The sequence below is a fragment of the Streptomyces sp. NPDC048288 genome, assembly GCF_043201555.1.
Classification (GTDB): domain Bacteria; phylum Actinomycetota; class Actinomycetes; order Streptomycetales; family Streptomycetaceae; genus Streptomyces.
Map to the genome: position 1 here is coordinate 215,438 of NZ_JBICZD010000004.1, position 26,101 is coordinate 241,538.

The 26,101-nt window shown below is 73.0% G+C and carries 22 protein-coding genes; 11 read left to right on the forward strand and 11 right to left on the reverse strand.

Annotated elements, in window-relative coordinates:
- Positions 1-10: 10 nt before the first annotated feature.
- The 4 genes from ACGFZS_RS16430 to sbnA are packed head-to-tail and all read left to right on the forward strand — an operon-like array spanning position 11 to position 6,537.
- Positions 11-3,304, forward strand: coding sequence for an amino acid adenylation domain-containing protein (locus tag ACGFZS_RS16430; protein ID WP_393795624.1), 3,294 nt, complete (start codon positions 11-13; stop codon positions 3,302-3,304).
- A 39-nt stretch (positions 3,305-3,343) separates the two neighbouring features.
- Positions 3,344-4,348 carry a TauD/TfdA family dioxygenase gene (locus ACGFZS_RS16435; RefSeq protein ID WP_393795625.1) on the forward strand — a complete coding sequence of 335 codons (1,005 nt, stop codon included), beginning with the start codon at positions 3,344-3,346 and terminating at the stop codon, positions 4,346-4,348.
- The gene (gene sbnB / locus ACGFZS_RS16440) at positions 4,345-5,415 is read left to right on the forward strand and encodes a 2,3-diaminopropionate biosynthesis protein SbnB (protein WP_393534527.1); all 1,071 of its coding nucleotides are present in this window, start codon (positions 4,345-4,347) and stop codon (positions 5,413-5,415) included. The genes ACGFZS_RS16435 and sbnB overlap by 4 nt, the downstream gene beginning before the upstream one ends.
- 36 nt (positions 5,416-5,451) lie before the next feature.
- Complete coding sequence (gene sbnA, locus ACGFZS_RS16445; protein ID WP_393795626.1) at positions 5,452-6,537, forward strand: 2,3-diaminopropionate biosynthesis protein SbnA; 1,086 nt, start codon at positions 5,452-5,454, stop codon at positions 6,535-6,537.
- A gap of 81 nt (positions 6,538-6,618) precedes the next feature.
- On the opposite strand, the gene ACGFZS_RS16450 is transcribed toward sbnA, so the two are convergent.
- The gene (locus ACGFZS_RS16450; RefSeq protein ID WP_393795627.1) at positions 6,619-7,824 is read right to left on the reverse strand and encodes a cytochrome P450; all 1,206 of its coding nucleotides are present in this window, start codon (positions 7,822-7,824) and stop codon (positions 6,619-6,621) included.
- Positions 7,825-8,096: 272 nt separating this feature from the next.
- The gene (locus tag ACGFZS_RS16455) at positions 8,097-8,861 is read right to left on the reverse strand and encodes a hypothetical protein (RefSeq protein ID WP_393795628.1); all 765 of its coding nucleotides are present in this window, start codon (positions 8,859-8,861) and stop codon (positions 8,097-8,099) included.
- A 169-nt stretch (positions 8,862-9,030) separates the two neighbouring features.
- Here ACGFZS_RS16455 and ACGFZS_RS16460 point away from each other — a divergent pair, with 169 nt between their 5' ends.
- Complete coding sequence (locus ACGFZS_RS16460; RefSeq protein ID WP_393795629.1) at positions 9,031-9,993, forward strand: phosphotransferase family protein; 963 nt, start codon at positions 9,031-9,033, stop codon at positions 9,991-9,993.
- Between the two features lie 30 nt (positions 9,994-10,023).
- On the opposite strand, the gene ACGFZS_RS16465 is transcribed toward ACGFZS_RS16460, so the two are convergent.
- Positions 10,024-10,986: a serine hydrolase gene (locus ACGFZS_RS16465; RefSeq protein WP_393795630.1), complete on the reverse strand. Its 963-nt coding sequence runs from the start codon at positions 10,984-10,986 to the stop codon at positions 10,024-10,026.
- 62 nt (positions 10,987-11,048) lie between these two features.
- A complete protein-coding gene (locus ACGFZS_RS16470) occupies positions 11,049-12,254 on the reverse strand; it encodes an MFS transporter (RefSeq protein ID WP_393795631.1) in 1,206 nt (401 codons plus the stop codon).
- Between the two features lie 101 nt (positions 12,255-12,355).
- Here ACGFZS_RS16470 and ACGFZS_RS16475 point away from each other — a divergent pair, with 101 nt between their 5' ends.
- Together ACGFZS_RS16475 and ACGFZS_RS16480 are read left to right on the forward strand one after the other, a co-directional pair.
- Positions 12,356-13,441, forward strand: coding sequence for a DUF5937 family protein (locus tag ACGFZS_RS16475; RefSeq protein WP_393795632.1), 1,086 nt, complete (start codon positions 12,356-12,358; stop codon positions 13,439-13,441).
- 122 nt (positions 13,442-13,563) lie between these two features.
- Positions 13,564-13,749, forward strand: coding sequence for a hypothetical protein (locus tag ACGFZS_RS16480; protein ID WP_393795633.1), 186 nt, complete (start codon positions 13,564-13,566; stop codon positions 13,747-13,749).
- Positions 13,750-13,754: 5 nt separating this feature from the next.
- Here ACGFZS_RS16480 and ACGFZS_RS16485 read toward each other — a convergent pair whose 3' ends face one another.
- Both ACGFZS_RS16485 and ACGFZS_RS16490 read right to left on the reverse strand, forming a co-directional pair.
- Complete coding sequence (locus ACGFZS_RS16485; protein WP_393795634.1) at positions 13,755-16,145, reverse strand: FtsX-like permease family protein; 2,391 nt, start codon at positions 16,143-16,145, stop codon at positions 13,755-13,757.
- Positions 16,142-16,834 carry an ABC transporter ATP-binding protein gene (locus ACGFZS_RS16490; protein WP_365683497.1) on the reverse strand — a complete coding sequence of 231 codons (693 nt, stop codon included), beginning with the start codon at positions 16,832-16,834 and terminating at the stop codon, positions 16,142-16,144. The genes ACGFZS_RS16485 and ACGFZS_RS16490 overlap by 4 nt, the downstream gene beginning before the upstream one ends.
- Positions 16,835-17,065: 231 nt before the next feature.
- Between ACGFZS_RS16490 and ACGFZS_RS16495 the strand changes: the two genes are divergently transcribed.
- Both ACGFZS_RS16495 and ACGFZS_RS16500 read left to right on the forward strand, forming a co-directional pair.
- Positions 17,066-18,409: a sensor histidine kinase gene (locus ACGFZS_RS16495; protein ID WP_393795635.1), complete on the forward strand. Its 1,344-nt coding sequence runs from the start codon at positions 17,066-17,068 to the stop codon at positions 18,407-18,409.
- Positions 18,394-19,089, forward strand: coding sequence for a response regulator (locus ACGFZS_RS16500; protein WP_393795636.1), 696 nt, complete (start codon positions 18,394-18,396; stop codon positions 19,087-19,089). Before ACGFZS_RS16495 ends, ACGFZS_RS16500 begins: the two co-directional genes overlap by 16 nt.
- Positions 19,090-19,105: 16 nt before the next feature.
- Here ACGFZS_RS16500 and ACGFZS_RS16505 read toward each other — a convergent pair whose 3' ends face one another.
- The 3 genes from ACGFZS_RS16505 to ACGFZS_RS16515 all read right to left on the reverse strand — a co-directional run bounded on the left by ACGFZS_RS16505 (position 19,106) and on the right by ACGFZS_RS16515 (position 21,766).
- On the reverse strand, positions 19,106-20,323 hold the full coding sequence (locus tag ACGFZS_RS16505) for a metallophosphoesterase (protein WP_393795637.1): 1,218 nt from the start codon (positions 20,321-20,323) through the stop codon (positions 19,106-19,108).
- 61 nt (positions 20,324-20,384) lie between these two features.
- Positions 20,385-20,813, reverse strand: coding sequence for an XRE family transcriptional regulator (locus ACGFZS_RS16510; RefSeq protein ID WP_393795638.1), 429 nt, complete (start codon positions 20,811-20,813; stop codon positions 20,385-20,387).
- A 119-nt stretch (positions 20,814-20,932) separates the two neighbouring features.
- Positions 20,933-21,766, reverse strand: coding sequence for a hypothetical protein (locus ACGFZS_RS16515; protein WP_393795639.1), 834 nt, complete (start codon positions 21,764-21,766; stop codon positions 20,933-20,935).
- A 181-nt stretch (positions 21,767-21,947) separates the two neighbouring features.
- Between ACGFZS_RS16515 and ACGFZS_RS16520 the strand changes: the two genes are divergently transcribed.
- Positions 21,948-23,570, forward strand: coding sequence for an alpha/beta fold hydrolase (locus tag ACGFZS_RS16520; RefSeq protein ID WP_393795640.1), 1,623 nt, complete (start codon positions 21,948-21,950; stop codon positions 23,568-23,570).
- A gap of 60 nt (positions 23,571-23,630) precedes the next feature.
- Here ACGFZS_RS16520 and ACGFZS_RS16525 read toward each other — a convergent pair whose 3' ends face one another.
- Positions 23,631-24,455, reverse strand: coding sequence for a helix-turn-helix transcriptional regulator (locus ACGFZS_RS16525; RefSeq protein ID WP_393795641.1), 825 nt, complete (start codon positions 24,453-24,455; stop codon positions 23,631-23,633).
- Positions 24,456-24,669: 214 nt separating this feature from the next.
- On the opposite strand from ACGFZS_RS16525, the gene ACGFZS_RS16530 reads away from it, so the two are divergent.
- Positions 24,670-25,446 carry an SDR family oxidoreductase gene (locus ACGFZS_RS16530; RefSeq protein WP_393795642.1) on the forward strand — a complete coding sequence of 259 codons (777 nt, stop codon included), beginning with the start codon at positions 24,670-24,672 and terminating at the stop codon, positions 25,444-25,446.
- Positions 25,447-25,496: 50 nt separating this feature from the next.
- Here the strand turns inward: ACGFZS_RS16530 and ACGFZS_RS16535 are convergent, their stop codons facing one another.
- A complete protein-coding gene (locus tag ACGFZS_RS16535; protein WP_393795643.1) occupies positions 25,497-26,081 on the reverse strand; it encodes a TetR/AcrR family transcriptional regulator in 585 nt (194 codons plus the stop codon).
- Positions 26,082-26,101: the final 20 nt, after the last annotated feature.

Genomic DNA, 26,101 nt, shown 5'->3' on the forward strand with positions numbered 1-26,101 from the left:
AGGCCATTCGATGGGAACGCGCGTGGAAGCGGACCGGGAGTTCTGGCGCCGGACACTGACCGCCGGCGGTGCCACCGCTGTGCCGCGGTGGGTCCGGGAACCGGCCCCCGGCACGGCCGAGCACGGGATGCCGGTGCCGGACGACCTGACCGGGGCCGTACGGGAACTGGCCCGGCGGACTGAACTCACCGTCGACGCCCTGCTGCTGGCCGCGCACCTGAAGGTGCTGGCCGTGCTCTCCGGCGAACCGGAGGTGGTCACCGGGTACACCCCCGGCGGACGCGGCGCCCCCCTCCCGTGCCGGACGGCCGTCCCCGCCGGCTCCTGGCAGGCCCTGCTCACCGCCGCCCGGCAGGCCGAGGCCGACCTGCTGGCCCACCGGGAGTACCCGCCGGCCGAGCTGCACCGGGAACTCGGGCTGACCGAGCCGCCGTACGACGCCGTGTGCGGCCCCCTCCAGGCCGACGCGAGCCACGCGGACCACGGCGCCCTGCACGTGCGCTGGTCCGACGCGGACGGCCGGCTGACCCTGCACCTGCGCCACCGCACCGACGTCCTGGACGCCCGGGCCGCCGCCCGGATCGGCGGCTACCACCTGACGGCGCTGCGCCTGATGACCACGGAACCGGACGCCGACCACACCCGGCGGAGCCTGCTGTCGGCCGAGGAGGAACGCGAGCAGCTGGAGGGCCTCGCCGGGCCGAGCCGGCCGCTGCCCGACGCGCGCGCCCACGAACTGTTCGAGCAGCGGGCGAGGACCCACCCGGAGGCCGTCGCGGCCGTCCACGGCGAGCGGGAGTGGACGTACGGCGAACTCGACCGGCGTGCGAACCGGCTGGCGCGTGCCCTGCTGGCGCGGGGCCTGGGCCGGGAGGACGTGGTCGCCGTCGTCACCGAACGCGACCTCGACTGGCTGGCCGCGGTCCTGGCGGTGTTCAAGGCGGGCGGCGTCTACCTGCCGATCGAGCCGCACTTCCCGGCCGGCCGCATCATGGCAACGCTGTCACGGGCGGACTGCCGGCTGGTCCTGACCGAGACCGGCAGCACCGACACCCTCGACGAGGCCCTGGCCGGCCTGCCCGGGGTCGAGAGACTCCTGGTCGGGACGGCCTACGCCGAATCGCACGCCGACCACGGCCCCGACGTCCGGGTCGACCCCGGCCAACTCGCCTACATCTACTTCACGTCCGGCTCCACCGGCGAGCCGAAGGGCGCGATGTGCGAGCACGCGGGCCTGCTCAACCATCTCCACGCCAAGATCGACGACCTGGCGATCGGCGAGGGCAGCGTGGTGGCGCAGACCGCCCCGCAGTGCTTCGACATCTCCCTGTGGCAGCTGCTGGCCCCGCTGCTGGCCGGCGGACGGACCCTGCTGGTCGAGCAGGACGTGATCACGGACGTGCAGCGGTTCGTCGACACCCTGGAACACGGCCGGGTGGCCGTGGCCCAGCTCGTGCCCTCCTACCTGGAGGTCGTGGTCTCGTACCTGGAGCGCCACCCCCGCACCCTGCCCGACCTGCGCCGTGTGTCGGTGACCGGCGAGGCGCTCAAACGCGAGCTGGTCCAGCGCTGGCTCGCGGTCCAGCCGGACATCGCCCTGCTCAACGCCTACGGCCTGACGGAGACCTCGGACGACACCAACCACGAGCTCCTGAGGGAGGTCCCCGACCGGGTCCTGCTCGGACGGCCCGTCACCAACGTGCGCGTCTACGTCGTCGACGAGCACCTGGCGCTGGTGCCGCTCGGCGCCCCGGGACTGATCGCGTTCTCCGGCGTCTGCGTCGGCCGCGGCTACGTCAACGACCCCGAACGCACCCGGGAGGCGTACCGCACGGACCCGTACCGGCCCGGCGAACGCCTCTACCTCGGCGGCGACTGGGGACGCTGGCACCCCGGAGGCAAGCTGGAGTTCCTCGGCCGCCGGGACAGCCAGGTCAAGATCCGCGGCTTCCGCATCGAGATCGGCGAGATCGAGAACACCCTGCTGCGCGCCGACGGGATACGCGACGGCGCGGTGGTCGTCGCCGAACGCGGCGGCGGGAACCGGCACCTGATCGCCTTCTACAGCGGCGAACAGCGCCCGCCGGAGCTGCTGCGCGACACCCTGGCCGCGGCGCTGCCCGCCTACATGGTCCCCTCCGCCTTCCACTGGCAGGACAGCCTTCCGCTGACCGCCAACGGCAAGATCGACCGCAAGGCCCTGACCAAGCTGGCCGAGACGGCCCCCGGCACCGGCGGACCCGGAGGCATCGACGGAACCGGAGGCACCGACGGACCCGGGGCGGCGGCCGGGGACGAACTCAGCCCCGCCGAACGGCGGGTGGCGGCGGCCTGGGCCGAACTGCTCGGGGTGCCCGAGACCCGGATCGGCCGCGGCGACCACTTCTTCCACTCCGGCGGCACCTCCCTCACCGCCGTCAGACTCTCCCTCGCCCTCGACCGCGCGGTGTCCCTGAAGGACATCACCCGCCACCCCGTGCTCGCCGACCTCGCCGCCCTCCTCGACGGCACGGCCGCCGGGCAGCGGACCGAACTGCTGCTGCCCCTGGCCGGCGGGACCGGCACACCGGAGTGCGCCCTGGTCTGCTTCCCGTACGCGGGCGGCAACGCCGTCAACTACCAGCCGATGGCGACCGCGCTCGCGGGCAGCGGCCTGGCGGTCCTCGCCGTGGACCTGCCCGGCCACAACCTGGCCGCACCCCCCGAACCGTTCGCGACGATCGAGCAGGTCGCCGAGCAGGTGGCCGCCGAGATCACGGCCCGCGGCCTGACCCGGGTCATGCTCTGGGGCCACTCCGCCGGAGCCGCCCCGGCCGTCGAGACGGCCAGGCGGCTCCAGGCGCGCGGCACACCCGTGACCCGGGTCTTCCTCGGCGCACAGCTGCTCGGCACCGCCACCGCACGGCACACCGCCGCCACCGAACTGACCGGCCGCGGCGACACCGAACTCGCCGTCCGGCTGGCCGCGGACGGCGGCCACACCGAACTCGCCGAACTCAACGAGCGGCACGCCGCACAGATCGCCGCCGCCTACCGGCACGACTGCGTCGGCGCCCACCGCTACTTCCAGCAGGCCCTGGAAGCCCCGCCGCCGGTGAAGCTGGCCGCGCCGGTCTCCGTGGTGGTCGCCGCCGACGACCCGCACACCGCCGGCCACACCGGGCGCCACCGGGACTGGCTGCTCCTCGCCGACCACGTCGAACTCCACGAACTCGCCGACGGCGGCCACCACTTCCTGCGCACCCGTCCGGCCGAGGCGGCCCAGGCCGTCCTGAACACCGTCCTCCCCCTCGCCTCCTCCTGACCCGTCACACCCCAGGCGGTCGACCGAAAGGAACCCGAGATGCCGTTCTCATCCCTGGCATCACCGCTCGACGTGGAGCTGCGACCGGACAAACCGGCACTGCTGCGCGTCGATCCCACCGACGACGCCCCGAGGTGGACGGCCGAGCACCGCGAGGCGCTCCGCGCACAGGTCGCCGAACACGGCGCACTGCTCGTCCGCGGCCTCGGACTGCGGGACACCACTCGGATCGGTGCCGTCTTCGCCAGGCTGGCCGGCGACCTCATGACGGAGCGGGAGGCCTTCGCCCCCCGCGAGACCCACGGGCCCGGGCTCTACGCGTCCACCCCCTGGCCGGACAACCAGCCGATGTGCATGCACCACGAGCTGAGTTACGCGCTGGAAGTGCCCGGCCTGATGCTGTTCGCCTGTCCGACCGCGCCCGAGCAGGGCGGGGCGACGGCGGTGGCCGACGCCGAAGAGGTGCTGCGGGCCCTGCCCACCGGCCTCACCGAACGCTTCGAGCGCGAGGGCTGGATCCTCACCCGCACCTACAACGACGAGATCGGCGCGAGCCTCACCGAGTCCTTCGGCACCGGCGACCGTACCGAGATCGAGCGCTACTGCCGGGCCAACGCCATCGACTTCAGCTGGCAGCCCGACGGATCGCTGCGCACCCGGCAGCGCCGCAACGCCGTCGTCCGCCACCCGGTCACCGGCCGCCGCTGCTGGTTCAACCAGATCGCCTTCCTCAACGAGTGGACCCTGGCCCCCGAGGTCCGCGAGTACCTGGTGGACGTCTACGGCGCCGACGGACTCCCCTTCAACACCCGCCACGGCGACGGCACCCCGATCGGCGAGGACGTCGTCCAGCTCATCAACAGCACCTACGAGGCGCACACCCGCCGCGAACCCTGGCACTCCGGCGACCTGCTGCTCGTGGACAACATCCGCACCGCGCACAGCAGAGAGCCGTTCACCGGAGAACGGCGGGTACTGGTCGGCATGGGCGAACCCGTCCGGCCGGCCGACGACTGCCCGGCCCTGGAGGCGAGCGAGCGATGACCGATGTCCTGTCAACCACCGCACAGCGGGCCGTGCCCGGCCGCCCGGAGGTGCCGACCTTCTCGGTGATCTCCGGCGAACAGGTCCAGCAGGCCCTGAGCGGACGTGAGAAACAGCTCGTGGAGCTGGTCGAGACCGTCTACCGGCTGCACGGCGCCGGGGACTCGGTGAACCCGCCGTCGTACTTCCTGCGCTTCACCGACCGCCCCACCGCGCGGATCATCGCCCTGCCCGCCTCCATCGGCGGACCGGTCCAGGTGGACGGCCTGAAGTGGATCTCCAGCTTCCCGGAGAACGTGGGCGCCGGGCTGCCGCGGGCGTCCGCGGTGCTCATCCTCAACGACCACGACACCGGCTACCCGTTCGCCTGCCTGGAGAGCTCGATCATCAGCGCCACCAGGACGGCGGCCTCCGCCGCGCTGGCCGCCGACTGGCTCAGCCGCAACCGCACCCGCCCCACCCGGGTCGGCTTCTTCGGCACCGGCCTGATCGCCCGCTACATCCACACCTTCCTGCACGGCACCGGCTGGGAGTTCGAGACCGTCGGCGTGCACGACCTGTCCACCGACAGCACGGCCGGCTTCTGCGGCTACCTCCGCCAGCACGGCAGCACCGGGCAGGTCACCGTCCACGACAGCGCCGAGGACCTGATCCGCTCCAGCGACCTGGTGGTCTTCGCCACCGTCGCCGGCGAACCCCATGTCACCGACCCGGCCTGGTTCACCCACAACCCGCTGGTCCTGCACGTGTCGTTGCGCGACCTCGCCCCCGAGGTCCTGCTCGGCGCGGCCAACTTCGTCGACGACGTCGACCACTGCCTGAAGGCCGACACCTCACCCCACCTGGCCGAACAGCGCACCGGCAACCGGGACTTCCTCAACGGAACCCTCAACGACGTCATGCTCGGACGCGCCGCGCCGCCGGCCGACCGTCCGGTGATCTTCTCGCCCTTCGGTCTCGGCGTCCTCGACCTCGCCGTCGGCAAGTACGTCTACGACGAGGTCTCCCGGACGGGGAACCTCCGACTCATCGACGACTTCTTCCACGACCTGCGCCGGTACGGCTGAGCCCGTCGACGTCGGCCTGGCACCAGGAGGCCCGCCGTGCCTGTCATCTCCGCTCCCCATGCCTTCAACGAGGGCGACCTCTTCGTCGACCTGGAGTCGATCTGCGGACACCAGCTCTATCTGAAGTGCGAGGCCTTCAACTTCGCGGGATCCATCAAGCTGAAGGCCGCCAACGAGATGGTGGAGAACGCCGAGCGGGACGGAATCCTGAAAGCGGACTCCGTCCTCGTCGAGTCCTCGTCCGGGAACCTGGGCGTCGCACTCAGCATGATCGCCGCGAGCAAGGGTTACCGGTTCCTGTGTGTGACGGACTCCCGTTGCAACCTGTCGACCAGACTCCTGATGGAGGCCCTCGGCAGCGAGGTGCACATCGTGGCCGACCAGGACGCCAACGGCGGTTTCCTGGGCACGCGGATCGAGTACGTCCGGAAACTGTGCGCGTCGGACGACCGATACGTGTGGCTCAGCCAGTACACCAACGCCGGCAACTGGACCGCCCACTACCGTACGACGGCCCCGGAGATCGCCCGCCGGTTCCCGGAGCTGGACGTCCTGTTCGTCGGGGCCGGCACCACCGGGACCCTGATGGGCTGCGCCCGCTACTTCCGGGAGTGGCACCGCCCGGTGCGGATCGTCGCCGTGGACGCCATGGGTTCGGTGGCCTTCGGCGGCGAGCCGGGCCGCCGGATGATCCCCGGCCTGGGCATGAGCATGCGCCCGCCGCTGCTCGACGAGTCCCTCGTGGACGAGGTGATCCGGGTCGAGGAGCCGGACACCATCCGGATGTGCCACCGCATGGCCAGACACGGGTTCCTGTTCGGCGGCTCCACCGGCACGGTGGTCAGCGGCGCGACGGACTGGCTGGCCCGCCACGACGGCCGTGACCTCACCGCGGTGGCCATCGCCCCGGACCTCGGCGAGCGCTACCTCGACACCATCTACCAGACCAACTGGCTGCAGGACCTCTACGGCGACCAGGTGCTCGTCGAGGACGGCGACCGGGTGCCCGGCACCGTGGACGAGGACCAGGTCCTCGGCGCCGGGGACACCGCATCGCCCAAGCCGCTGCCCCGGGAGCCCAAGTCCGCCTCCCGGGCACCGGCCCGCCGCCGCAGCCCCTAGCCCGCCCCGAGCCCGGCCCCTCGGGGGACTGCCCGCACGGCAGCCACCCGAGGGGCCGCGGCGCGTCCGGTGCCGGCGCTGTCAGTAGCGCACGGGCAGCGCGAGCAGCCCGCGGGTGCGCATCGACGGACGCCAGTTCAACCGGTCCACCGGCACGTCGAGTTCGAGACCGGGAAAGCGGTCCAGGAGCGTGCCGAGGGCGATCTCGGTCTCCAGCCGGGCCAGCGGCGCGCCCAGGCAGTAGTGGATGCCGTGGCCGAGGGCCAGGTGCCCGGTGGCGTCCCGGCCTAGGTCCAGCCGGTCCGGGTCGGGGAAGCGGCGCGGGTCGCGGTGGGCCGCCGCCAGGGACAGCAGCACAGTCTCGCCCGCCGGCACGGTGACCCCGCCCAGGGTGACGTCCTCCGTCGGGAAACGGCGGATGGCGAGCGGCGCGGGCCCGTCGTAGCGGGCCAGTTCCTCGACGGCCGGACCGAGCAGGGCGGGATCGGCACGCAACGCGGCCAGTTGGGCAGGGTCGCGGAGCAGGGCCAGCGTGGCGTTGCCGATGAGGTGGACGATGTTCTCGTACCCGGCGAACAGGATCAGGAAGACCAGGGACATCAACTCGTCCTCGCTGAGCCGGTCCTCCTCGTCCCGTACGGCGATCATCGCGGAGACCAGGTCGTCGGCGGGCTCGGCGCGCTTGCGGGCGAGCAGCCGGGCGAAGAAGCCGAGCAGCGCCCCGACGGCCTCCTTGGTCCGCTCCGGCCGGGCGGGGTCGGGGACGACCAGGGCGTCGGTCCAGGACCGGAAGTCCGGCCGGTCCTCCTCCGCCACCCCCAGCAGCTCGCAGATCACCACGATGGGCAGCGGCCCGGCATAGGCGGCGATCAGGTCGGCACGGCCCAGCGGGGCGATCGCGTCGAGCAGCGCGCCGGCGGTCCGCCGGACGGGTTCGCGCAGCAGGGCGACCCGGCGCGGGGTGAACGCCTGCGACACCAGGCGCCGCACCCGGGTGTGGTCCGGCGGGTCCATGTTCAGCAGGTTGGCGTCGAGCGCGGGCGGCAGCGCGAACCCGCGGTAGCCGCCGGGCTTCGCGTGCGCCTTGTCCAGGGAGAACCGCGGGTCGGCCAGGGCCTGCCGCACGTCCTCGTACCGGGTCACCAGCCAGGCCGGCAGCCCGTCGGTTCCGGCGACGCGGTGCACGGGCCCGGCCTCCCGGAGCCGGGCGTACACGGCGTACGGGTCGGCGAGCAGCTCCACGGGGTCAACGTCGGCCGGGCCAGGGGGCGTTGTACGGGCGTCCATGCCCCACACCCTAGGGGCACCCGCACCCCGCACCCCGAGCCGCCGCCGTGCTCCCGGTCCGGGCCCGTCCGGAGAACCACGCGCACAACCCCACCACCAAGGCCGCTCCGCAGGCCCAGACGGGCAGCCACAGGGTCGTGGTGGTGGACAGGAAGTCGCCGACGACGGTACGGCTCTGGACTTCCTGGGCCTGGGCCATCGCCGTACTCGCGCGCGGGGCCAGGTCCGCCCCCGAGCCTGGCCCGAGCGGTGGCGGCCCGCGCGACGCCGGGTCAGGAGACCGGGACGCCGTCGGCCGTGTCGGTGGCGCGGAGCAGCCGCAGGAACGCCTTCACGCCCGCGATGATCTCCTGGTTGTCGGTGAGGCGGTTCACCGTGGACTCGAACTCCCTGCCCAGCGCGGCGATCCTGCGGTCCGCGTCCTGGCTCCGCTCGTACGTGCTCATGGCCAGCGCGTCCACGGCACGGCGCAGTTCGCCGAGGGCCCGGTACTGTTCCTCCGCCTTCTCCTCCAGGACCCGTGTCCCGGCCTCTGCACGGTCCAGCCGGGCCCGCACCTCGACGACGTCGTCCCGCGGATACGTGACGTCCTTCAGGAGGGTGCCCAGGCGCCGCCGGAGCTGGCCGAAGTACGCGCCGGCCGGCCGGAAGAAGGTGCTCAGCAGGAAGAACCCGGCGAACCAGTAGCCCGTGAACTCGTCCGTCGCCCAGGTGACCGCGACGACGACCACCGCCGTCAGCACATGACCGGCGACCGCGGCCCGCAGCATCGTCCGGGCGATCCGCGCGGCCTCCGCGTCCCGGCTGGGGGAGACCGTCATGCCCTTCTCCCGGCTCACCGCGATCTCGGCGAGCACCGCTTGCGCACGGAAGTACAGGTTCCAGGGGACCGTGAGCAGAAGCAGCAGCCACAGCAGACTCAGCACGCCCGCCCCGACGGCGAACACCACGGCGGGCGGTGCCCCCGCCACATACGCGAGGACCAGCGCCGCGAACGCCGCCCCGACGGCCACCACCACCGCCAGAAACCTTCCCATGCCCCCGCCTCCCGTCCACCCGCCGACACCGCCCATCGTCCTTGGCCCGGCCCGAGGCGGCATGAGTAGGCGTACTCAGTCCGTGTGGACGGGTCGGCGCCAGTGCCGGCGCTCGCGCGCGCCCCAAAAGCCTTTGCGGGGGCCGCCGTCCGGATGGTGGGATGGCACGGTGATCAGCCATGACGAGGCGGGGATCGTCCGGCCGTCGACCCTGGCCTGGGTGGGCCGGCAGCTGCGGCCCGGCGAACGGATCGTCAGAACCGAGGCGCTGCACGGCGGCATCACCGCCGAGATGCGGAGGCTGACCATCGGCACCCGGGACGGAGACCTCCGTGACCTGGTGCTGCGGACCTTCGTCGACCCGTACTTCGTCGAGCACGCCGAGGAGTTGCTGACCCGGGAGGCCGGGGTCCTCGCCCAGCTCACGGGGACCGGGGTGACGGCTCCCGGACCGGTCGCGGTCGATCCGACCGCCGCGCACTGCGAGTATCCGTCGCTCCTGATGACCCACCTGACGGGCCGGACCGTCCTCGACGACGAGGGACTGGCGGCACGCGTCCCGCTGCTGGCCCGTCAGCTCCTGGCGATCCACGCGCTGCGGCCCGCCGAGCGGCCCGGGGAGTACCGGGCGTGGACGACCGCCGACGCCGTCGTCCCGCCGGACGGCGCCGACGCGGCGGCCTGGGCCGCGGCGGCCGACGTGCTCCGCCGCCCCGCGCCGCCGTACGAGGGGCGGTTCCTGCACCGGGACTTCCACCCCGGCAACGTGCTGTTCGACGTGGCGCCCGCCGGCCCGGCACGCCCCCGGATCACGGGGGTCGTCGACTGGGTGCAGGCCTCCTGGGGCCCGGCCGACCTCGACGTGGCGCACTGCTCCAGCAACCTCGCGATGCTGCACGGCCCGGCCTGGGGGCTGCGGTTCGCCGAGGCGTACGAGGAGGCCGGCGGGGCGCTGGCCGCGACCCCGGGCGAGCGGCTGTACTGGCGGCTGCTCGACGCCCTGTCGTTCACGCCGGGCGTCGAGTGGGTGGCCCGGCCGTGGCGGGAAGCGGGGCGGGCCGAGCTGACCACAGCGGCCGTGGAGGCACGGCTGGACGCCTATGTCACGGCGCTGCTGGACGCGTTGGGCTGAGCCGGAGCGGCCTGCGGCACGGCACACACCTCACGGCCTGCCGGCTCGGCGCAGATGCTCGACGCAGAGCCGGGCGGCCGCGCCGATCACGACGTCGGTCCGCGTCGGATCGAGGACGGGTCCGACAGGTTCGGCGGGTTCGGCTGTTCCGGCGGATCCCGTGCGTCCGGTGGGCCTGGTGAACACTGCCACCGCGAAGCGGGACCCGTCCGGATACGCGACCACGCCGACGTCGTTGCTCACGCAGCCGGGAACGCTGCCCGACTTGGCCGCCGTCCGCACCTCGGTACCGAACCCGGTGGCGATCTTCCGGGTCAGCCGCTGCCGGCCCAGGACGGTGCGGACCGCCGCGCAGGCCCGGCCCGGTCCGGCCTCGTCCCGCCAGATCAGCCTGAGCAGGGCGGCCATCTGACCGGCCGTGGCGCTCGTGACGCGTCCGGGCCGCAAGGACGGTGCGGCCAGCGCGCGTGCCCAGATGCGGTCGGTGTCCCGAGGCGAGCCCGCCGCACCCATCGCACGCTCCATCTCCGTCCACCCCGCGAACCCGGCATCGCGGCCGATCGCGTCGAACTCCTCGCGGATCGTGCCCGCCAGCCGGATCCGGTCCAGGCCCAACCCGGCCAGTCGCGCATGGATCCGTGGCACCGACACCCGGCGGATCAGCACATCGGTCGCGGTGTTGTCGCTGATCGTCATCATCATGCGGGCGGCATCGCGCAGCGACACCTCGGCCTCGTCCTCGAAGATGCAGAAGCCCTGCCCGCCCGGTGTGGCCTGCGACGGGGCGAGACGGACCCGCTCCGTCAGGTCCAGGGTCCCCTCGGCTCCCCGGCAGAACAGCTCCAACGCCACCGCGATCTTGAACGTGGACGCGGCGACCATCCACTCGTCGGCGCACAGCACCACCTGCCCAGGACCGTCGATGTCCATTACCGCCACGCTGCCCGCGCACCCGGCCGCACCGAACAGACGCTCCAGCTCGTCCTCGACCATCCCTCCACGATGATCCGAAGTGCGCTGCCCCGGGGGGTGATTCGCCGGCGGTGAACAGCGGCTCACGCGGCCGGGTCCTTCTCCCTGGCGACGGCGGCGGCGGAGGCGAGCGTGGCGCCGGTCAGGGTGCCCCAGAGGGCGGTCGGGCCGTGGGGTGCGAGGGCGGTGATGACGGCGGGGGAGACGGCGAGGCCGAAGCCCGTGGAGAGCTGGAAGCGGGCGAGGGCGCGTCCCAGGACGGGGGCCGGGGCGAGCGCGGTGACGAGCGCGGTGGCGCTGCCGGCGTAGACGATCTCGCCGATCGTGCAGACCACGGACACCGCGGCGACGGCCGGGACGGCCCAGCCGTGGCCCAGCGAGGTGGCCGCGAGGAAGCCGAGGTAGGACACCGCCAGCACCACACCGGAGAGGGACAGCACGGTCCGCCGGGAGAAGCGGGACATGAGGACGGTGACCGGCACCTGCAGGGTGACGACCAGCACCGTGTTGGCCACGAAGACGGCCGCCGACCACATCGTGGACGCGTGCAACTGCGTCACCAGGACCAGGGGGAGCGCGACCTCGGGGACGTTGAGGCAGAAGACGTAGACCACGTTGGCGGCCAGCAGCGTGAGCATGTGGGGCGCGGGCGCGCCGGCCCGGTCCTCGGCCCGGGGGGCCTGGGCCGGATCCGCGTCCACATGGACCGACCAGGCCAGGGCGGCCGCGGCGAGGTAGGCGAGCGCGGTCACGGCCGCGAGCGCCCGCAGTCCGCCGGCGCCGCCCGCCAGGCACGCGGTGGCGAGGAGGGCTCCGACACCCAGAGCGGCGTTGCGCAGGGCGCGGGCCGCCGCGAGGGCGGTGTCGCGTTCCCGGCCGTGGGCGACCGTGGCCACCAGCGCGGCGTGGGCGGCCGGCCAGGCCTGGTTACCGATGCCGAGGAAGAGCGCCGCCGTCGCGAACAGCCCGACGTGTCCCGGCGGGGCGGCCGGCAACAGCGCCACGCCCACCACCCGTACCAGCATCGACGCCGCCACGACCGTGCTGCGCGCACCCCGGTCCAGCCAGCGGCCCACCGCGGGCATGCACACCAGACCCGCGACGATGCCGACCGTCATGGCGGTGCCGGTGACCGGAGCGGACAGCCCGAGGACCGTCACGCCGTAGAGCAGCAGGAAGGGCCGCAGCAGGCCGGTGCCGAGCGCGTCCACCGCCAGAGCGACGGTGTAGCGGGGGCCGCCGGAGGCGCGGACGAGGGCGCGGGGCCGGACTCTCGTGAGGGTTTCCATGGCGTCAGACGGTGCGTCCGGCCGCCGGGCGGGGCACGTCGGTTGACGCTCTTCGTCAATCGGCACCGTCGCCGGGGTGCCCGCGCGGTGATGATGGGGGAATGACGCTGAGGATCGACATCGGCGGTCTGCCGTCCGAGCGCGTACGGTTCGCCGCCTCCCCGCTGGCCGAGCTGACCGCGATGCTGCACGTGCTGGCCGAACCCGGTCACCATCCGCAGTTCGCCGGCTGGGCCGCGGACGTCTGGGCCGGGCTGCGGCCGGAACTGGCCGAGCGGCTCCGGGAGGCGGAGTTCCTCTGGCGTTCCTCACAGGCCGACTTCCTGATCCCCGCGCGGCCCCGGCAGGCCCTCGCCGAGGAGCTGGACGACGTGGACCGGATCGACGACGAGACGTATGTGACCGCCGCGCTCGTCACCACGTGCGGCAGCAACCGGGTCCACTTCCGCGGCGCCTCGCCGCTCACCGACACCACCGCCCGCGAGCGCGCCCTGGACCTAGCCCAGGCCCGCGGCGCGCTGCAGGAGGCCTTCGCGGAACGGCTGCTCGCTGACCCGGCCACGGTGCGGGCGCGGGTGCGCGACACGCTCGAAGAATGCGCCGAGGCGTTCTTCGACGGCGCCTGGGCGGGCGTCGCGGTGCAGCTCGCCACCGATCTGCGCCTGAAGAACGAACTGCTCCGACGCCAGGGCGTCGGGGCCGCACTCGCCTCGGTCTCCGGCGCGGTCACCCTGGCACCGGACGGCGACCGCATCGTCGTGGACAAGGTGCAGGACAAGGCGACCGCCGCCCGCGGCGCCGGGGTCACCTTCATCCCCAGCGTCTTCGGCCGCCCGCACCTGGTCGCGGTCCACGCGCCCGGCTGGCATCCGGTGGTGCAGTACCCCGTCGCCGAGCCGAGTCCCACGGAGCCGGTCTCCCTGGAGACGGTCACCCTCCGGCTGGAGGCGCTCGCGCATCCGGTACGGCTGCGGCTGCTGCGCACGCTGGCCCGCGGCCCGCACACCACCGGCGAACTGGCCAACTTCTGGGAGCTCTCACCCCCGGAGGTCTCCCGCCACCTCGCCGTCCTGCGCCGCGCGGGCCTGCTCACCTCCCGGCGGGACGGCCGTTACGTCCGCTACTCCCTCAACCTGCCCGACCTGACGGCGCTGGGCACCGACCTGCTGGCGGCCGTACTGCGCTGACCATCTGTCAGACGGCTTGCCCCTCGCCTTCGGCGTCTTCTGGATGCGCAACTTCTTCCGCTCGGTACCGGTCGGCATCATCGAGGCGGCCTGGCTGGACGGTGCCTCGGACTGGCGGCTCCTTGGGCGGATCCCCGTCCCCACCAGCCGCCCCGCTGGGCCTGGCCTTCTTCCAGAGCGAGCACACCACCCAGTACTCCCTCCCGGCCGCCGCCTCGATCATCGTCGCCCTGCCGGTCGTCGCCCTCCACCTCTTCCTGCAACGCCACTTCATCTCCGGCATGCTCTCGGGCGCCGTCAAGGCATGAGCGGCCTACTCCGTGCGCAGCGCCGTCGCCGTACGGGCCCTGGCCGCCCAGCCGGCCGGGAGCAGGGCGCCCAGCAGGGCGATCGCGACACCGGCCAGCCCGAGCAGCACCAGTTGGGGAGCGTCGTACACATCGAGGACCGACGGCGGCAGGTTCGTGCCCGCCGCGTGCCCCATCACCGGCAGCACGAAGCCGTGCAGCGCGAACCCGAGCGGTACCCCGACCAGTCCGCCGAGCACGCCGATCCCGGCGACGGAGGCGAGCACCAGGCTCACGGTCTGCCGCGGCGACATGCCGAGTGCCTTGCAGACGCCCAGGTCGTGGACGCGTTCGCGGGTGTCGAGGACGACGGAGTTGAGCACGCCGAGGCCGGCCACGGAGACCAGCATGAGGGTGAGCAGCGCCGCGATCGCGTCCAGGAGGAGGATCATGTTCTCCTGCCGCGAGGAGGAGTTGGCCATGACAGCGCCGCCCAGTGGCTCCACGACCGCCTGGAGCTTCTCGGCGTAGGCGGCGGGGGAGACGCCCGGTTTCACCTCGATCTGGAAGACCTGGGGCTCGGCCCCGGCGAAACTGGCGAGGTCCGCGTGGACCGACAGGCCGTCGTCGGAGGTGTCGAAGGCCTCGCCGACGATCTTCAGGGTCTCCGTGTCCTTGCCGAGGGTCACCCGGACCGGATCGCCGACCCTGGTGCCGGTCCGCTCCAGGAAACCCGTGGGGACGACGGCCTGCCCCGCGCCGGTGAGCCAGTGCCCGGAGATCATCTCGTAGCTGCCGGGGCGTGAGTCGCCCTGGTAGAGGGTGGCCCGGACCGAGCCGGAGATCCCCGCCACGGTGACGTAGTTCTTGGACATGCCGTAGTACGAAGCGGTGCCGGGCTGCGCCGCGACGGCGGCGCGGATCTTCGCCGGGTCGGCGGACGGAGAAGTGTCGTTCCCGTTCTCGGGGCGCGGGCCGCGCACCGCGCCCGGGGCGCCGCCCGCGACGGTCGGCCCGCCGGCGATGGCGGTGACCTCGGCGCGGTCCTCGGGATCCGACGCGCTGCCGACCGCGTTCAGGGACGAGGTCAGTCCCACCGCGAAGGTCGCCGCGACCGTCCCGAAGGCCACCGCGAGCAGCATCGCGGCCGTACGGACCGGATGCGTGAAGGGGCCGGCCAGGCCGTAGGTCACCGGCCGCGGCAACGGCAGCCGCCCGGCCGCCCGGTGCGCCCACTGACCCCGCCCGGTGCGCGGTGCCCGGCCGACCGCGATGGCCTCCGCCGTGCGCAGCCGTCCGGCCCGCAGCGTGGGCACCAGCGCCGCGACCCCGACGACCAGCAGCGCGCCGGCCGGCACCACGACATCCACCCACCAGGCCACCGTCAGCGAGGCGGTGCCGTAGGCCCGCCCGGTGTCCGCCAGCAGGGGCGCGGCCAGCACGTCGCCGAGCACGACCCCGAGCGCGATACCGGTGCCGGCCGGGATCAACGCCTGGGCCACATAGGCCCGTACGACCTCGCGCGGGGTGAAGCCGACGGCCTTGAGGATGCCGATCCTGCGCAGGCCGGTGCCGACCGCGCCGCTGACCACACTGCTGATGATGATCACGGACATCACGATGCCCAGCACGCCGAAGGCCACCATGAACGGGATGGTCGCCGCCGCGCCCGCGTCGGCGGCACGCTTGGTGTCCAGGTAGGACCGGGTGCCCGACAGGGCCCCGGACGGAACGGCGGCGGTGAGCTCCGCGCGGTCGGCGGCGATCTGCGCCCTGGTCCCCGCGGAGTCGAAGCGGTAGAGCATCTGGCTCGTGACCGGTGTCTCCTCCGAGGCCAGCGCCTCGACCTGCCCCGGCGTGGCCCAGGCGTCGGCGGTCTCGCTGACCGACACCGCGAAGCCGACGACCTTCAGCGTCGGGCTGCCGGCGGCGTCAGAAGCCTTGAGGGTGTCCCCGACCTGGAGAGCGGGGCCCTCGAACGAAGCGGAGAGCACGACCTCGCCCTCCCGCGCGGCCCACCGGCCGGACCGCAGGTCCAGGTCGTCGACGTCGCCGTGCGGATCGGACCGTCCGACCAGACTCACCTTCGGCAGATGCCCGCCGCCCGGATCCACCGGGCTGACGGTCGTCGTCGGAAACGGCCCCGCGCTCGCGGTGACGCCGTCCAGCCGCCGTGTCGCCCTCAGTCGCGCCGCACTCACCTTGCCCGGATCGAACTGCGCGGTGACATGCGCGCCGTGCTGCTTCGCGAAGGCGTGGTCGAAGGGGGCGTTGGAGGCGACGAGGAGCGACCCGGCGATCACGGCCGCGGCGACGGCCATCATGGTGGCCACGGCGATCACCACCGTCTGCACCCGGCGCCGGCCCACCCCGGAGCGTACGACCCGGCCGAGCGCGCCGGTGCCGAGGAGTCTCATCGGACCGCCTCCGCACGGGAGTCGAGGGAGAGACGGCCGTCGACCAGCCGGATGGTACGGCTCGCGCACGCCGCCGCCAGCGCCATGTCGTGCGTGACCAGCACGACGGTCTGCCCGCCGCGGTGCAGCTCCACCAGCAGCTCCCGTACGTCGTGGCCCGAGGCGGTGTCGAGCGCGCCGGTCGGTTCGTCGGCGAGCAGCAGCGCCGGCCGGTTGACCAACGCCCGGGCGACCGCGACCCGTTGGCGCTCGCCGCCGGACAGCCGGCCCGGGTAGGCGCGGGCGTGCCTGGCGATGCCCAGCAGTTCCATGAGCTCGCCGGCGCGGGCCGCCGCCTGGCGCCGCGCGGTCCCGGTCAGCTGGGCGGGCAGCTGGATGTTGTCGGCGACGGTGAGGTCGTCGAGCAGGTTGAAGAACTGGAAGACCATGCCGATCCGCTCGCGGCGGAACCGGGCCAGCGCGTGCTCGCTCAGCCCGTCGATCCGCTGCCCGGCCACGGTCACGGCGCCTTCGGTCGGCTTGTCGAGGCCGGCCACCAGGTTCAGCAGCGTGGATTTTCCGCTGCCGGAGGGGCCGGTCACGGCCAGCGCCTCGCCCTGGGCGACGACGAGGTCCAGCGGTCCGAGCGCGGGCGCTCCGGCGCTGTCGTAGCGCTTCGCCACGCCCGCCAGTTCGATCACGTGAGTCATGGGTGTGGTCCGTCCCTTGCGGTCGAGAGAGATGGTCTGTACGAGCTGGATGCGCCGGCCCAGCGACGGTAGGGCCGTGGCCCGGTGGGGCGCGTCCGCCGCGGCACCGACATCCGGGCCTCCCCGCGAAGGAGCGGCCCGCGGCCTCCTCCCTGCGAAGTACTCCTGAGAGACGGTGCGTTGACCGCTCAGGGGGACGCGAAGACCGGTCGGGCACCGCACAATGAGCCGGTGGAGACGGAGGACCGGCGAGGCTGGCATCGGCGACTGCGCGACGCGCTGCGGTCGGAGGCGCGGGACGCCCCGCGATCGCGGCGGGCGGTACGCGCCGACGTGGTGCTGGCGGTCCTGCTGACCGCCGTCGCGCTGGTGGTGGCGTTCCGCTATCCCGGCGACGGGCCGGTCCGGTTCAGCTCGAAGGCCGAGTCCCGGCAGGCCGAGCGGACGGTGCCGGTCCCGCGTCCGACGACGCCCCCGGTCCCGGTCCCGGATCCGCGGGTCACGGAGGACAGGCCCGCCGCCCCGCCCGCGCCGCTCGTCGTGCTGTCCGCGCTGCCGCTGGCGGTCCGGCGCCGGTATCCCCTGACCACCTTCGCGGTGGTGATGGGCGCGACGCTGGCCATGGTCGACGGCGCCTCCTGGATCAACGTGCTGACCTGTGTCATCGGTGCCTACAGCGCCGTCATGTACAGCCGTCACCGGGCGCAGGCGACGGCCGGGCTGGTCGTCGCCGCCGTGCTGGCCGGCCTCGCGTTCCGGGACACGGATCCGGTGCTGCCCGGCTGGTCGAGCCCGGCGGTCGTACTGCTGGTCGCCGGGGTGCTGGCCAGCACCGTCCGCGTCTGGCAGCGGCGGCTGGCGGCCAGCCGCGACCGGTACACGCGCCTGCAGCAGGCCCAGGAGGAGAGCATGCGCCGGGCCGTCGAGGAGGAACGGGCCAGGATCGCCGCCGAACTGCACGACGTCGTGACCCACAATGTGAGCGTGATGGTCATCCAGGCGGGCGCGGCACGCAAGGTGATGGACGCGGCACCGGAGCGGTCGAAGACGGCCCTGCTCGCGGTCGAGGCGGGCGGGCGGGCCGCGATGGCCGAACTACGGCATGTGATGGGCCTGTTGGCCGCCCCGGACACCGGCCGTCACCCCGGCCGCCCCGCCGACGGCCCGGCCGACGGCCTTGAACCACAGCCCGGCCTCGGCCAGCTCGACGACCTCATCGAGCGGGTACGGGCCGCCGGGACACCGGTCGACGTCACGACGTCACTGCCACCCGACCCGCTGCCGCCCGGAGTGGACCTCGCGGCCTACCGCGTCGTACAGGAGGCACTCACCAACACCATCAAGCACGCGCCCGGCGCCGAGGCCCGCGTCACCGTCAGGCACACCGGTGACCTGCTGGAGATCGAGGTCACCGACACCGGAGCCGTCCGGGGCGCCCCTCGCGCGGACGGCAACGGGCGCGGGCTGATCGGGCTGCGCGAACGGCTCGCGGTCTACGGCGGTGACCTCACGGCCGGTCCGACCCTCGCCGGCGGCTACCGGATCACGGCCCGAGTCCCGTGGCGGACGGAGTGAACCGGCCGGCGCTGCGCGCCGTCATCGCCGACGACCAGGCCCTCGTCCGCACCGGTTTCGGAATGATCCTGGCCGCGGACGGCATCGAGGTGACGGCCGAGGCGGCCGACGGGGCCGAGGCGCTCGCCGCGGTCCGGCGCACCCGGCCCGACGTCGTGCTCATGGACATCCGGATGCCGCGGATGGACGGCATCGAGGCGACCAGGCGGATCCTCGCCGACGACGGGCCGCCCGGCATCCGGGTCATCATCCTGACCACCTACGACCTCGACCACTACGTCTACGCCGCGCTCACCGCCGGGGCCAGCGGCTTCCTGCTCAAGGACGTCAGCCCCGAGCATCTCGTCGCCGCCGTACGCCTGGTGCAGTCCGGCGACGCCCTGCTCGCCCCCGTGATCACCCGCCGGCTGATCGAACGCTTCGCCCAGCGCGAGGAGGACCGGCCGGCCGGCCTCCACCGCGACCTGTCCAGCCTCACCCCGCGCGAACTGGAGGTGCTCCGGCTGCTCGCGACGGGACTGAGCAACGCCGAACTCGCCGACCGCCTGCTGCTCAGCCCGACCACGGTCAAGACCCACATCGGCCGCATCCTGTCCAAGCTGAACCTGCGCGACCGCGTCCAGGCCGTCGTCCTCGCGTACGAGACGGGCCTCGTCTCTCCTGCGGGCGGGGGCTCCTAGCCGCACCCCGGTCCGTCTACTCTCCCCGTGCGTGCGGGGCGCGGAGTACGAGCAGGGTGATCTCGCTGGGGGCGAAGACGCGGAACGGCGGGCCCCAGAAGCCGGTGCCGCGGCTGGTGTAGAGGAGGGTGCGGGTGCCGTGCCGGCTGAGGCCGGCCACGACGGGCTGGTCGATGCGGACCAGGTGGTGGAAGGGCCAGATCTGGCCGCCGTGGGTGTGGCCGGAGAGCTGGAGGTCGATGCCGGCGGCTGCCGCCCGGTCGACGAACTTGGGCTGGTGTGCCAGGAGCAGGACGGGCAGGTCGGGGTCGGCGCCGTCCAGGGCTCCGGCGAGGTGGGCGCGGTGCCCGGCCAGGCCGGAGGACTCGGCGGTGACGTCGTCCACGCCGGCGACCACGAGGGTGTCGCCGCCGCGTTCGAGCAGCAGATGGCGGTTGCGCAGCGGCTCCCAGCCCAGTTCGTCCATCAGGTCGACCCAGCCCTGGGCCTCGCTGTAGTACTCGTGGTTGCCGGTGACGTAGACCCGGGCCCGGGTGGCCCGCACGGTACCGAGCGGGGCGGCCTGGGCGCGGCGGCGTTCGGCCGTGCCGTCCGCGATGTCGCCGGTGTGGCAGACCACATCCGCCTCCAGGGTGTTCACCGTCTCGCACACGCGTGCCGACCAGCGGGCGCGATCGAGCGGGCCGTAGTGGGTGTCGGTGATCAGGGCGACCCGAAGGCCGTCCAACCCGGCACCCAGACGCGGGAGTTCCACGTCGAGCCGGCGTACGCGCGGCACCCGGCGGGCCTCGGCGTATCCCCAGGCGAGCAGGACTGCGGTGGCGCCGAGGACGGCCCAGGTGACGATGCGGGCACGGTCCTGGCTCCCGCCGACGCCGGCCATGGTCAGGGCGAGCCGCAGGAGGACGCCGAGCAGCACGGACCAGGTGAACAGCACCCAGCTCGCGCCCAGCAGGGTGTCACCGGCGATCGCCGCCCGGTCCTGCTGACGCCGGCCGTGACCGCGCACCATCGCGAGCGGCATACCGGCGAGACCGAGGACGAACAGGGCGGTGCCGGCCGCCGTGACGGGCAGCGGCCAGTGCTGGCCGGTGTACAGGAGCACCCCGCAGGGCACGGCCCACAGCAGGACGGGGGCGATCAGCGGGAGGTAGCGCATCAGGCGGGCCAGTCGGCTCCGCCGCGGCGCCTGCGCCTCGCCCTCGGCGGGCCGGGTACTGCTGGTGTCCGTCACGCTGTCCCTCCCTGACCTGGCTGCCGTCTCGCGCACTGTATCCGGTCCCGCCTGCCGGACTTCAGCACAAGAGAAGCTCCGTTGCACATCCCAACAAGGACCATGTCCACGGCGGCACTGCCGGCCGTGACCACCGCGCCGCCACCGTCTCACCGGGCGGTCCGCCGTCGCCGCGGGCGCCGCCCGCGCCCTCCCGCCGGGCCAGGACGTCGATCGTGTCGCTGATCGTGTTCACGCCCTCGGGCGAGAGGTTCACCGCCCGCAGCGCCACACTCCGCACCCCGGCGTCCCGCAGGGCCCCCGGCAGCTCCAGCTCCCTGGCGATGGCGGCACCCTGGTCGTCGTCGAAGAAGTAGGCGACGGGGACGTCGAAGTACTGGGCGAGCGCTTCGAGGTGCCGTTTCGTCGGGTTGTCCCGCCGTACGATGCGGAACAACGCGTCGATCCAGTCCGCGAGGCTGCCCGGCGAAGCCGCGTCGGCGGTACTCACGTGCGGCCTCCCTCTGCTCCTGCATCAGCCTCGGTGGAACGGTCCACGATCCCCGTTCCGGTGCGGACGTCCGGTGCCCCGCCTCCCCGCGGAGCGGCGGGGCACCGGTGTGCCTGCGGTCAGCCCTGCCGGCTGCGGGCGTCCTTGATCCTCTGGGTGAGGTCGGCGGTCTGGGCGGCCGGCGGCGCCTTCACCGGGGCGGTGGCGCCGAACTTCTCGAAGTCCATGGTCACGGTCGCCTTGCCGAAGTCGTCCTGCAGCCGGACCGGGAGGTCCTTGGCACCGATCCACACGTCCATCGTCACCGAATCGGCGCCGCCGGTCAGCGTCTTCATGCCGTCGCTGCTGAAGGCGTCCTTGTACTTCCCCAGTTCCGCCTGATGGACGACGGCCCGGTAGTGGGTCGTGCTCTGCCCGTCGACGGTCTCCTTGCCGAGGTCCTTCACGTCCTTGGCGTACTTGAGGGCCTGAAGCGTCGCCGCCGGGTTGCCTCCGGCGTTCCCGTCGAAGTCCTGGGCGCCCTTGTCGCCGAAGAGCGCCGACGCGTCGACCTTCATCCACTGCTTGCCCTTGAGGGGGCCGGAGGGCTGGGGGTCGACGTTGTAGTAGTAGGCACCCTTCACGAACAGCGTCCGGATCGTCGCCTTGTGCTGGAGCGCCTGCATGTTCGCGGCCTTGGTGTCCATCAGGACATCCATCGCCAGGCCGTCTCCCCAGGAGTAGGTGCCGTCCAGGGTGACCGGCGTGCCCGTGCCCATGTCGGTGCTCATCCTGACCTCGGCCGAGCCGAGCCTGTCGGTCCGGTCGGTCGCGTGCGAGAGCACCGCCATGATCTTGTCCGCGCTGTCCACGGCCGAGGTGGCCGTCTTCACCCCGCCGGAGCCGCACGCGGACACCGCGACCGTCGCCGCCGCCGTGAACCCCACCCAGGCAGCGGTGTACTTCAGCTTCATGAGTCCCCACCCATTGCTGTGATTCGGTTGTGAGTTCTGCTGTCGATGACTCTAACGGCACACACTGACAGGTCCGGATACCGGACGTCCTCACCATTTCCACGCCGGCCCGCCGACCCCGGGACCGGCACAGACCGCGCTGCGCGTGGGCCGGCCGCCACGGCGTGAGTGAATGGGCCGCATGCTCCTCGACTTCGCGCACGGCCACGACGGCGAACGACTCAGTGGTGTGTACGGCGGTGATCCGGGCGGGATCACCGCCGTGGTGCTGCATGGCGCGGGCACCAGCAGCACGGAGCGACTGCTGCCGCTGGTGCGGGAGTTCGTGGCCCACGGCTGTCGCGGGATCGCCTTCGACTTCTCCGGGCACGGCGAAAGCACCGGCAGACTGGACGAGTTGAGCCTGCGGCGACGGTTCGAGCAGGCCGTGGCGGTGATCGACGCGTACGCGGGGGCGGACGGTCCGCTGGTCCTGGTGGGATTCAGCATGAGCGGGCAGACGGTGGCCGATCTCGCCCGGCACTACGGCGATCGGGTGGCCGCCCTGGGGCTGTGCGCACCCGCCGTGTACACCGCCGAAGCGTGGGACGTGCCCTTCGGGGACGGGAACGGCCGGTTCAGCGGGATCATCCGGCAGCCGGACAGCTGGCGTGACGCACCCGCGCTCGAGGTGCTGAGGGCGTACGAGAGCCGCGCGGTGCTCGCCGTGCCGGGCACGGACACGGTGATCCCGCCCGCCGTGACCGAGGCCGTACAGGACGCGCTGACCACGCGCGCCCAGTACACCCGGTTCGACCTTCCGGACGCCCGGCACCGGCTGGGCATGTGGTTCCGCGATCACGGCGAGGACCGGCGAAGGTTCGTGGCGGCGCTGCTCACCGGCCTCCCTGATCACGGCTGGACGGCGACGCGCGCGTGGGTGGCCGAACAGCTCGGCCACGGCCGCTCGGTCACCGACTCCCGCCTCCTGTCCGGCGGCTGGAGCTCCCAGATGCGCCGGCTCACCCTCGACGACGGCACGGACCTGGTGCAACGCACCTTCGTGAAGCCGTTCTTCCGCCACCACGGACCCGGGCTGCTGACCCGCGAGGCATCCGTCCTGACCCTGCTCGCGGGCGAGGAAGGCATCCCCGCGCCCGGTATCGTCGCCGTGGACGCCGGCGCCGAACACTGCGACCACCCCACCCTGTTGATGTCCGCGCTGCCCGGCCGCGTCCGGGTGGACGAGGACGACCTCGACCGGCGCCTCGACCTGCTCGCTTCCCAGCTCGTCCGCGTCCACGGCGTCGTACCGGCCGCAAGACCGCGCACCTACCAGGCGTGGACGTCCGCGGAGCGCGTCCGTACCCCCGACGGCCCCCTGTGGGAACGGGCCGTGGACGTGATCCGTCGCGACCCGCCGCCGTACGACGGCTGCTTTCTGCACCGTGACTTCCACCCCGGGAACGTGCTCTTCACGGGAACCGGACCCGAGCTGCGGATCACCGGTGTCGTGGACTGGGTCGAGACCTCGTGGGGACCTGCCGACCTGGACGTCGCGCACTGCTCGACCGCGCTCGCGCTGCTGCACGGGCCGGCGCACGGGCTGGACTTCCGCGAGCGGTACGAGGCACACGGCGGCCGGGACCTCGCCGACGACCCCGACCACCTGTACTGGCGGCTGCTCGACGCCCTGCATTACAGCCCCGACGCGGCGAAACTGGCCGGACCCTGGCGTGATCTGGGACGGGACGATCTGACGTCCGAGGTGCTGGCAGAACGACTGGAGGCGTACGTGGACGGACTGCTGCGACGCTACGGCTGACCGAAGTACGGCGCCCGACCCGACCGCAGCCGGTCAGCCGGGCAGTCCGGTGACAGATGCTCAGGCGCTCAGGAGCCGGAGGGCGTGGGCGGTGGGGGAGTCCGGTTCGGCGTTGTAGACGCACAGGGTCTGGTCGGGGTCGCCGAGAGGCCGGAAGGACTCGTACGAGAACTGGAGTTCACCCACCAGGGGGTGGCGGTAGGACTTGGAGCCGTGGGTGCGGCCCAGCACCCGGTGGTCGTTCCACCAAGTGGAGAACTCGGGTGATGTGAGAATGAGTTCGCCGACGAGGTCGGCGAGCCGCCGGTCGTGGGGGTGGCGGCCGGCTTCGAGCCGAAGGGTGGCGACGGTCTCTGCGGCGACCTGCTCCCAGTCGACGACCCGTTCGCGGGCCTCGGGGTCGAGCAGGTAGTAACGGGCCAGGTTGCGGCGCGGGGCCGGCAGAGCGTCGAAGTCGGTGAGGATCTCGCGGGCGAGGCGGTTGGAGGCGAGGACATCGGCGCGGCGGCCCAGGACGAACGCGGGCACATGGTCGAGGGTCTGCAGCTGCAGATACAGGCCGGGCCTGACCCGCTGCTGCGGGGCCGGGCCCCGGCGTGCGGCCGTAGGACGCGCCAGCAGATTGGTGAGGTGCTCGTGCTCGGACGGGTCGAGCTGGAGGGCGCGTGCCAGGGCTTCGACGACTCCGGGCGAAGGGGAACCGACGCGGCCCTGTTCGAGGCGGGTGTAGTACTCAGTGCTGACGCCGGCCAGCCGGGCCACCTCGTCGCGACGTAGACCGGGCACCCGGCGGGTGCGCCCGTCGGCGGGAAGCCCGGCCCGGTCCGGGGTCAGCCCGGCGCGTCGGGAGCGCAGGAACGCGGCGATCTCACTGCTTCGGTCCATGACTCCAGTGTCGCGGGACCGAACTCCTCCTGCCGTGTCATGGGTGGCCCGGCCAGTACCTGCCTCGTGAGGGCCTGTCCTGGCAGGGCCGGTCCGGGCGCTCGATGTGGTGCGCGCGACTGCTGTCATGGATGGAGGAGGTGCGGTGACGTCCGCACCTCCTCCATCCATGACAGCAGTCGCCGTCCCTCGTACTTTCCGGAAGGTGTTCATCATGACCACGCAGATGTCCCCCCGTCCCCTGGCCGGCCGCGTCGCGGTCGTCACCGGAGCCTCCAGCGGTATGGGCGCGGCGTCGGCCGAGCACCTGGCGGAACTGGGTGCCGAGGTCGTCGTCCTGGCCCGGCGCGCAGAGCGCCTGGGCGACCTGGTCGCCAGGATCGAGAAGAACGGTGGCCAGGCCCTGGCTCTGGCCGTCGACGTGACCGATGCCGCGGCCGTGCAGTCGGCCGCAGACCAGGTCGCTGCCGAGCTGGGCGGTGCCGACCTGCTCTTCAACAACGCGGGCGTCATGCTCTTCACCCCCGCCGAGGCCCTCGCGGAAGGTTCGTGGCGCAGTGAGATCGCCCTCAATGTCACCGGGCTGACGAACGTCATCGCCGCGTTCACCCCCCAGCTCGTGCGCGCCGCCGCGGAACGCGGAGTCGCCGACCTCGTCAACACCTCGTCGGTCGCCGCGTCCTCGGTGCTCCCGGCCTTCTCCGTGTACGCCGGGACCAAGGCGTACGTCACCCACCTCTCCCACAATCTCCGGGCCGAGCTCGGTGCTCAGCGGGTCCGGGTCTCGGTGATCGAGCCGGGTCTCGTCGACACCGAGCTGAAGGACCACGTCGCCGACAGCGGGGGTCCGGCCTTCCCGGAGGGCTTCAAGGCCGTGGTGCCGTGTCTTGAGCCCAAGGACATCGCCGAGACCGTCGGATTCCTCGCCGGCCTCCCCGCGCGGGTGAACCTCTCGCACATCACCGTCCTGCCCACCGGTCAAGCTGCCTGACGGGATTCCGGGCAGCTCGGCGGAAGCCCTCGCGGTCCTCTGTCATTCCGCTATTCCTTGCGTGCCTCCGCCGCGGACCAGCCGATCAAGGCGCCCCGCAGAGCGGATACGAGACGGGCGGCGGCCTCGTCCTCGGTGCGTCCGCTCTTGATGAGGTCGAGGATGTCCCGAGGGTCGAACAGGACGTTCCACACGTAGAGGGCTTCGTCGCCGAGATCGCCGAGCCCGAGGTCCTCGGTGGTCTGCCGCAGCGGCTCGGCCAGTGCCTCGGCCTGCGGGGTGAGATAGCCGGTGCCTTCGCGCAGCCGCTCCAGGTAACCGCGGTGCGAGCGCATCTGGGCCATCGCACCGCCGTGTTCGAGGACGAGGGACACCCAGTGGCGCGACACCGCTTCGAGTCTGGCCATCCCCCGGCTGCTCTGCTGGGCGCTGAAGTCGCGTAGATCGGAGCCGACTTGGGCGCGGAAGGCGTGCAGGATCTCCTCGACGGAGGAGAAGTGACGGTAGGCCGTCGCGGTGGACACCTCGGCCTGCTTGGCGATCTCGGCGAGGCTGACCGGCGTCGGCGAGTTCTCGAACAGCAGCGCGGCGGCCTTGATGAGCTGCCGGCGATTGCGCTCGGTGTCGCTGCGCATGGGGCGACTCCTCGGTGCGT

Excerpts from the sequence above, each read along its gene's own strand:
- ACGFZS_RS16430 (WP_393795624.1), top strand. The coding sequence starts at position 11 with ATGGGAACGCGCGTGGAAGCGGACCGGGAGTTCTGGCGCCGGACACTG.
- ACGFZS_RS16435 (WP_393795625.1), top strand. The coding sequence starts at position 3,344 with ATGCCGTTCTCATCCCTGGCATCACCGCTCGACGTGGAGCTGCGACCG.
- sbnB (WP_393534527.1), top strand. The coding sequence starts at position 4,345 with ATGACCGATGTCCTGTCAACCACCGCACAGCGGGCCGTGCCCGGCCGC.
- ACGFZS_RS16450 (WP_393795627.1), bottom strand. The coding sequence starts at position 7,824 with ATGGACGCCCGTACAACGCCCCCTGGCCCGGCCGACGTTGACCCCGTG.
- ACGFZS_RS16455 (WP_393795628.1), bottom strand. The coding sequence starts at position 8,861 with ATGGGAAGGTTTCTGGCGGTGGTGGTGGCCGTCGGGGCGGCGTTCGCG.
- ACGFZS_RS16465 (WP_393795630.1), bottom strand. The coding sequence starts at position 10,986 with ATGGTCGAGGACGAGCTGGAGCGTCTGTTCGGTGCGGCCGGGTGCGCG.
- ACGFZS_RS16470 (WP_393795631.1), bottom strand. The coding sequence starts at position 12,254 with ATGGAAACCCTCACGAGAGTCCGGCCCCGCGCCCTCGTCCGCGCCTCC.
- ACGFZS_RS16475 (WP_393795632.1), top strand. The coding sequence starts at position 12,356 with ATGACGCTGAGGATCGACATCGGCGGTCTGCCGTCCGAGCGCGTACGG.
- ACGFZS_RS16485 (WP_393795634.1), bottom strand. The coding sequence starts at position 16,145 with ATGAGACTCCTCGGCACCGGCGCGCTCGGCCGGGTCGTACGCTCCGGG.
- ACGFZS_RS16490 (WP_365683497.1), bottom strand. The coding sequence starts at position 16,834 with ATGACTCACGTGATCGAACTGGCGGGCGTGGCGAAGCGCTACGACAGC.
- ACGFZS_RS16515 (WP_393795639.1), bottom strand. The coding sequence starts at position 21,766 with ATGAAGCTGAAGTACACCGCTGCCTGGGTGGGGTTCACGGCGGCGGCG.
- ACGFZS_RS16520 (WP_393795640.1), top strand. The coding sequence starts at position 21,948 with ATGCTCCTCGACTTCGCGCACGGCCACGACGGCGAACGACTCAGTGGT.
- ACGFZS_RS16525 (WP_393795641.1), bottom strand. The coding sequence starts at position 24,455 with ATGGACCGAAGCAGTGAGATCGCCGCGTTCCTGCGCTCCCGACGCGCC.
- ACGFZS_RS16530 (WP_393795642.1), top strand. The coding sequence starts at position 24,670 with ATGACCACGCAGATGTCCCCCCGTCCCCTGGCCGGCCGCGTCGCGGTC.
- ACGFZS_RS16535 (WP_393795643.1), bottom strand. The coding sequence starts at position 26,081 with ATGCGCAGCGACACCGAGCGCAATCGCCGGCAGCTCATCAAGGCCGCC.